Raw genomic sequence first — 6,930 nt, forward strand, 5'->3', positions numbered from 1 at the left:
CCATCATATGAGACAAGTTCGAAAAATATTTTCCTAGTTTGTCTTTTTCTCGATAGAAGAGAGAGAAATATCTTATTTAAACGTTTGATTAAGGGAGTGTTCCTAATATGAAAGGGATTTGGCTTTCTTATTCTACAAGGGAATGCTTAAATGCATAAATGACTGCCTGTGTTCGATCTTGTACTTGTAGTTTGCTAAGTATATTACTAACATGTGTTTTTACCGTTTTTAAAGCGATAAATAAATCATCGGCAATTTCCTGATTGCTTTTGCCCTCTGCCATTAATAGAAGAATTTCCATTTCTCTCGCGGTTAATTCTTCATGCAGAGGAGTTGCTTTCTTTTCCCGCATTTTTGTCATCATTTTATCGGTGACTTCTGGCTCTAGCACAATTTGGCCTTGAAATGTTTCGCGCACAGCTCTTGCTATTTCACTAGCCTTCGATGTTTTGAGCATATAGCTAGTTGCACCAGCCTGTAAAGCTGGATAGACTTTCTCATCATCAAGAAAACTAGTGACAATAATAATTTTTGCATCCTCCCATGCTTCTACTATTTGGCGTGTTGCTTCTATTCCATCCATTTCTTCCATCACTAAGTCCATCAAAATGACATCTGGTTTTAACGAGAGTGCTAGCTCTACTGCTCTGCTGCCATTTTCCGCTTCTCCCACCACATCGATATCTGTTTGCGCAGATAAATAAGAGGAAACGCCAATCCGTACCATTTCATGATCATCAACAAGTAATACTCTAATCATTTATATCCTCCTCCCCTTCCAAAATCGGAACTTTTACTTCCAAACGTGTTCCTTTATTTTCCAAACTGATTAACTTTAATACCCCACCTATTTCTGCTGCTCTTTCATGCATGTTTTGAAGTCCATAAGAGCCTGCCTTTCTTTTATCAATATTGAAACCAACTCCATCATCTATTATTCGTAAAATGACAAATGATTCTCTTTGAATAAGCTGGACCTGTAAGGAACTTGCCTTTGCATGTCTTAATGTGTTGGATACAGATTCTTGAAGAATCCGAAAAAGATGATCTTCCATTCCTTTATCCAAATCAATATCTTCTAATTTCCATTCTATTTCTAAGCTGACCTTTTGCTGTAGCTCCTGCAATAATTCAATAATTCCTGTTTTTAATGATTTCCCTTTTAATGCAGCAGGACGTAAATGAAGCAATAAGGCTCTCATTTCTAATTGAGACTGATGAATCGTTTCCTCTACTAGCTGTAGCTGCCGAGACTCGTGATCATTTGTTTTCGGTCTTGTTTCATTAATCGCTGACAATAGCATGGATACTGCGAATAATTGCTGGCTAACCGAATCATGTAGCTCTCTTGCTAACCTATTTCGTTCTGCAATAATGATACTTTGCACTTTCACCTCTTCATCCTCTGCTTTCTCTTTTACAAGCTTTTGTGAAAGCTTCGTTTGTTCTACTAATTGATTCTGCAATTGAATCATCTTATAGCTCAATGACTGTAATTCCTCTGTTGAACCAATTGGCTCAACAGGACGGTACTCCATTTTATCCATCGTATGTAGAGCTTGTTCCATGGAACGAATTTGTTTTTTCCAGGAAAAGCCGGACAAATAACCAATTAGAATACCTAATGTAATATCGACACTTGTTATAAATAAGACAAACGGAACATCCATTAATTCTTTTTCCCACAAAGCTCCCCAGTTTTCTGGAGGAAAAACAAATAAATAACAAATGGAAAAGAATACAAGTAAAAGAAGGGATATACATACTCCCCACAAGATTTGTCTAGTTATAATACTCATATTCTTTTCACCTCTAAGCTACCAGCAATAAAGGAAGTGAAAATCTTCACCCTTGTTTCTGCTTGATCAAAATTAGCAGTCCGGATGCTTACATTTTTATTCCAAGCATTCTCTTCTTCTTCTCCAAATATATGATAAGAACCGAAGAAAATGGAGTGATTAATGCTAACTTCCATATCATAAGGGATATACAGCTTTACATCTCCTACAATATTTTTGATCATCATAACCGTTTCTCCTTCTGGCAAAACGGTATAGCTAAGATCAACCATTGTATTCGTTATTCCACATTGAATATTAATATCATGCCATTCATATACATGATCTGGCGTAATATTGCGATTATAGATTGAATTAGTAAATAAGGGCTCCTTCTTTATGATTGGCTCCTGTGTAAATGGTTCTGTTTCCTTATCTTTAATTATCGGTTTAATCACATCAGTAGTATTCTTCTTTTGGAATAATTGAAAAAAATAATAGGCAAGAATCGTAAATAAAATTATTTTTACGGTAACCATATTTAGGATACTAACGATCAAAATCAGTAAACCAACCCAAAATAGGATTTTTCCGACTCCGCCTTGCAGAGATTTCTTTGAGATATACATCATACCAATGGAAACAAGAAGGGAAAAGATTAGTCCTGGATTAAAGACAAAGATTTCTAATAATAAAAACCCTCCAACCACATATACCCAATTCGCATAATGATCTTTTAGTTGTTTAAACATTGGCTATTCTCTCCCTTCTTTGTTTTATTATGGTGAAAATCTGATTGTTTCTCCCTACAAAAAATAAATGGCTAATACTAAATCATTAAATTAAGACAGACTAAAAATGACAATACACGTTGAATGAGTAGGTTGCTTTCCACTCCAATCACCCGTTTTACAACGTGGTTACCTACATAATTTATTAAAACAATCTTTGAAATTTTATTTAATTCTTTCTGTTTGTCTATATCAAAAATAAAAGGGGCTGGCTTTTGTAGCTCCAGCCTCTTTTAGGATATCATTTTTTTATAGAGAAATGGTATCATCTTCTTTTTTTAGCATATCTTTCTCTAAAGCTGCTAACTTTTCATCCATTGTTTGTTTATAGTATTCTGTATTTATCTTTTTCTCTAGTTTTTCAATATATTCTTCCATTTCGGTAAAGCGCGCTTGATTTGTTGGGCTTGCTTGTTTTTCTTCTAAAACTTTATTCATTGTATGATGTGCCTTTGTGATATTTTCCTTTGCCATTAGCTCCATTTGACGTATCTTCATATCTTTTAATTTATGCTTCATATCCATGTATTTTTTTTCGATTTCATGCAATTGCTGCTCGGTATTTCTCAACGATTCCTTTAAACGGACTACTCTTTCTTCATAATGAGTTTGTTCTAGTTGAGCAAAAGAAGAAAGCTCTTCTTCTTCCGCTTTACGAGCAACCTCTGCCTGTCTTTTCCTTTTTTCTGCCATTTCTTCTGCCTGGCGTAATTCTTTTGAGAATTCCTCTTTTAATTTATATTGTCTTTCCACTAATTTCTTTACTTTATCTGTCTCTTTTTCACATTCTCTTACGTATTGATTTAAAAGCGCAAGCGGATTCTTTTCTTCCTTCTTATCCAATAAATTATTTATATCAGCCAATACAGTATTTTTCATTCTTTCTAATAAATTCGTCATGCCTAATTCCTCTCCTTCTCTTATTTGTTTAGTTCTGACCATTGCTTTTCAAAATTTTGAAATGGGTCATCTGATGATTTTTTTGTGATAATAGATTGTTTGTTGTTATTCCATTTTTTATAAACAAGATACAATATATATGCTGCTGCCAAACCAATAATTGCTGGAAGGTTACTTGCAGTTATAATAAGCATGATAATTCCAGCTATCCCCCACCCTACTTTTCCTGCTGTACTTGTCGCCTTTACATATTGCTTAAAAGCGAAATAAAGAATGGCTGTACTAATTACTAAACCAAATAATGGACCTATCTGTGATAAAAGGATAATAGAAGCAGCTGCTCCAATAATAAATAAACCAAATTTTTTCATTTTGTATTTTCGCTCCTTTCTTATCTACTATGTTACCTTTCCCTTGTTTTTTTCATAACGTGCCTTAGCTTGATTTTCCTCTACAACTTTAGTCTTAGAGGGAGCTAATCCAAAAAAAGCATAGAAAAAACTGTTCGCCATGACCAGTTTTTTCTATGCTTCCTGTTTATTTTTCCGTCTCGGTTAAAAAGCTCTTAGAACGTATTCCAGACCTTCTTAAAACAAAATCCATATCTACTTTTACATCTCCTGAAGCAAATTCTTCACTCCAGTTATCTTTTACTTTCATAAAAGAATTAAAATCTTGCCTTCTCATTACTTCTCCGAATCCAAAAATATCCGCTTGGTATTGTTTTTGGACCTTTGTAATGGTATCTGTTATTTTTTTTGAAAAAGTTTCATTGATTAACTTTTCATATTTAGCAATCGTTCCAAGCTTTTCCACGTTATTATAACATTGAGTTCCTTCAATAAATCCTTCTGCTTTTATACTTACATGAAAAAAAGGCTTACCGTTCTTCATCTTAGACGTTACTTCTGTTTGCGATTCTGTTACTCGAATCGCGCTAAAGTCTCCCTTTTTGCATTCGAGTGTCAAAGAAGTAGTCTTTATATCATTCCTCGTCCATAAATAATTCCTAGTATCCTCTAAGCTCAGAAACCCCACTAACTTACCATCTTTAAAAATCGCCAGTGAGTCTACCACAACAATTGCATCAGGGGTTACCTTCTGAATATTTTTCATACTCATCCCCTTTTCAACATCTCCTTTTAGCCTTACGGTAGCAAGCACTGGTTCTTTTCCTTCCAAATTAAGTTCAGAGATAAAATTAATAATGTTCATTCCAGGGTCTCCTCCCCAGTCTTCCATCAAATGATCCAATTGTGGAGATAGCTTTAAAGAAGATGCCTTTCTATAATGGGCAGCTATTTTTAAAATATCTTCTGCTTTCCCATCTTTAGCGATAATAATGTTAAAGTCATCTCTTATCTCTCTATTTCTTTCCAAAAAATCAATAAAATCCAGTCTTCCTGCACTTGCTACTTCCTCACTGATTACGAGCACTTTCATATGAGAATATATTAAAATCTGTGCATAATATTCATTAAAAAGATGGGTAATTTCTGAGATAGAATCCCCTTCAATCCCTTCAACTACCGTAGGCGCATTCCCAGCTGAAGATTGGGTGTTTAATTCAGCAGCATTCAACGCCTCTACTGTCACTTTATACTTCCCATCCTCCCCTTTATCAATTGCCATCCCTGCTACTAATTTAATTTCTGATAATTCCTTTCTATCCCAACAGCCTGTTAATAGAAATAAACAGTTTAGTATACATAGAAAGACAGCGATTCTTTTCACTTTTTGTCCCCACCTTCATGCTTAGGAGGAGACGGAGATCCTTGGGGCTTTTGCTTATTTTTTATATTCGGACTTAAATAGGATGGTCTCTTACTAATTGCCCACAGTGGAAATCGGACAAATACATCTTTTTGATCTTCAACGATAAATGGAGCAACTGGAGCTAAATATGGAACTCCAAAAGAACGAAGGGAACTTAAATGAGCAACCATAAATACAAGCACTAAAAGAACACCATATAAGCCTAATACAGATGCAACAATGATAAGAACGAATCGAATAAGTCTCGATGCATTTGCAAAGTTATAATTCGGGAATACGAAATTAGCAATCGCCGTTATCGCAACAATGATAACCATAATGTTTGAAATAATTCCTGCTTCAGCCGCAGCCTGTCCGATAACTAATGCACCAACAATAGAAACCGTTTGACCTACAGCCCGTGGCATCCTTACCCCTGCTTCTCTTAAAATTTCAAATGTAATCTCCATAATAAATACCTCTACTACTGCTGGAAAAGGAACATCTTCCCGTTGAGCAATAACACTTAATAGTAAAGTGGTTGGTAAAAGTTCTGGGTGAAAGGTCAATACACCTACATAAGCGGACGGCATAATTAAGCCAATCATAAAGGACAAATAGCGGATCATCCGAACAAAGCTACTCATAAAATAGTTTTGATAGTTATCTTCTGGAGATGTAAAAAAATCAGTAAGAACAGCTGGAACTATTAATACAAAAGGGGAGCCGTCAATTATAATGACAATCTTCGCATCCATTAAATAAGTTGCTACTGCATCTGGACGCTCTGTATTCATAGCAAGTGGAAAGACCGTCAAGCTTTTATCTATAATTAATTCCTCGACATTTGCAGACTCAAACACGGCAGAAATATCAATCTTATTTAGTCTTGAACGCACCTCGTTTACTATTTTTTCATTTGCAATAGAATACATATAACCCATATAAACATTTGTCCGCGTTTCGTTTCCAAGCATAAATTTCTCAAAACGCAAATGATGGTTTCGTATTCTTTTTCTTATTAAATTTATATTGGTTGAGGCATCCTCTACAAAAGAGTCTTTTGGTCCCCTTACTACTGTTTGTGTAGTAGGCTCTGCTACCGCTCTCCCTTCACTGTTTATATAATTTAAACTAAGCGCCTGCCCAACTCCTCTGAAAACAATCACAATTCTGCCTTCCAAGAGAGAAGAAACAATTTCATTCACCGTTTTCAATAATTTATATCCTGATACCCCAAAACTTCTTTTACTTAGATTGTGCAAATCTTCTATTGTTTCTACGACAATATCTTTATCCGCTGAATTCTCTAACGTATTTCCTAACATTTCTTTTAACATTTCCGTATTAACTACTGTTTCTAAATAGTAAATACAACCATCGCTTTTTCCTACACGAATGACGTCAGACTGCAAATCAGCCGTATTCCCAAAGGTTTTATTAATTTCTAATTTTAGCTCTTCAAATGTTAATTTATCTAAGCCTATCTCTTTTGCTTTTGTTGGAACTACATCGGAGGGTATTTCTTTTTTACTATTTATAGACAGTATCTTTTTAAAATAATTCATGCTCTTATCTCCCTCGTATAGTAAGTTTATAGTCCTCTTTCGAGGTAATTTCCAATTAAAATATTGTTCTTTGATAATTCTATAGATGTTAGTTCAGATAGTGGGGGGCTAGCCCCCCACTATCTGAAAAAGTTTTCC

The 6,930-nt window shown here is 34.8% G+C and carries 7 protein-coding genes; all 7 read right to left on the reverse strand.

Annotated features, from left to right (window positions below):
- Positions 1–127: 127 nt before the first annotated feature.
- The 7 genes from QQZ16_RS09625 to QQZ16_RS09655 all read right to left on the reverse strand — a co-directional run bounded on the left by QQZ16_RS09625 (position 128) and on the right by QQZ16_RS09655 (position 6,792).
- Entirely contained in the window at positions 128–760 is a 633-nt protein-coding gene (locus tag QQZ16_RS09625) for a response regulator (RefSeq protein WP_031537391.1), read from the reverse strand.
- A complete protein-coding gene (locus QQZ16_RS09630) occupies positions 753–1,799 on the reverse strand; it encodes a sensor histidine kinase (protein ID WP_031537390.1) in 1,047 nt (348 codons plus the stop codon). Before QQZ16_RS09630 ends, QQZ16_RS09625 begins: the two co-directional genes overlap by 8 nt.
- Positions 1,796–2,530 carry a cell wall-active antibiotics response protein LiaF gene (gene liaF, locus QQZ16_RS09635; protein ID WP_031537389.1) on the reverse strand — a complete coding sequence of 245 codons (735 nt, stop codon included), beginning with the start codon at positions 2,528–2,530 and terminating at the stop codon, positions 1,796–1,798. The genes QQZ16_RS09630 and liaF overlap by 4 nt, the downstream gene beginning before the upstream one ends.
- 288 nt (positions 2,531–2,818) lie before the next feature.
- Positions 2,819–3,469, reverse strand: a complete 651-nt coding sequence (locus QQZ16_RS09640; RefSeq protein ID WP_031537388.1) for a PspA/IM30 family protein — start codon at positions 3,467–3,469, stop codon at positions 2,819–2,821.
- Between the two features lie 20 nt (positions 3,470–3,489).
- Positions 3,490–3,840 (reverse strand): lmo0954 family membrane protein, encoded by a 351-nt coding sequence (locus QQZ16_RS09645; RefSeq protein ID WP_031537387.1) that lies wholly within the window; start codon positions 3,838–3,840, stop codon positions 3,490–3,492.
- Between the two features lie 166 nt (positions 3,841–4,006).
- The gene (locus QQZ16_RS09650; RefSeq protein ID WP_031537386.1) at positions 4,007–5,203 is read right to left on the reverse strand and encodes a Ger(x)C family spore germination protein; all 1,197 of its coding nucleotides are present in this window, start codon (positions 5,201–5,203) and stop codon (positions 4,007–4,009) included.
- Positions 5,200–6,792: a spore germination protein gene (locus tag QQZ16_RS09655; protein WP_031537383.1), complete on the reverse strand. Its 1,593-nt coding sequence runs from the start codon at positions 6,790–6,792 to the stop codon at positions 5,200–5,202. Before QQZ16_RS09655 ends, QQZ16_RS09650 begins: the two co-directional genes overlap by 4 nt.
- Positions 6,793–6,930: the final 138 nt, after the last annotated feature.

The organism is Bacillus sp. T2.9-1, assembly GCF_950097965.1.
GTDB lineage: Bacteria > Bacillota > Bacilli > Bacillales > Cytobacillaceae > Niallia > Niallia hominis.

What these genes read in the sequence shown, in the direction of transcription:
- liaF (WP_031537389.1), bottom strand. Translation starts at nt 2,530, where the DNA reads ATGTTTAAACAACTAAAAGATCATTATGCGAATTGGGTATATGTGGTT.
- QQZ16_RS09645 (WP_031537387.1), bottom strand. Translation starts at nt 3,840, where the DNA reads ATGAAAAAATTTGGTTTATTTATTATTGGAGCAGCTGCTTCTATTATC.
- QQZ16_RS09655 (WP_031537383.1), bottom strand. Translation starts at nt 6,792, where the DNA reads ATGAATTATTTTAAAAAGATACTGTCTATAAATAGTAAAAAAGAAATA.
- QQZ16_RS09630 (WP_031537390.1), bottom strand. Translation starts at nt 1,799, where the DNA reads ATGAGTATTATAACTAGACAAATCTTGTGGGGAGTATGTATATCCCTT.
- QQZ16_RS09640 (WP_031537388.1), bottom strand. Translation starts at nt 3,469, where the DNA reads ATGACGAATTTATTAGAAAGAATGAAAAATACTGTATTGGCTGATATA.
- QQZ16_RS09625 (WP_031537391.1), bottom strand. Translation starts at nt 760, where the DNA reads ATGATTAGAGTATTACTTGTTGATGATCATGAAATGGTACGGATTGGC.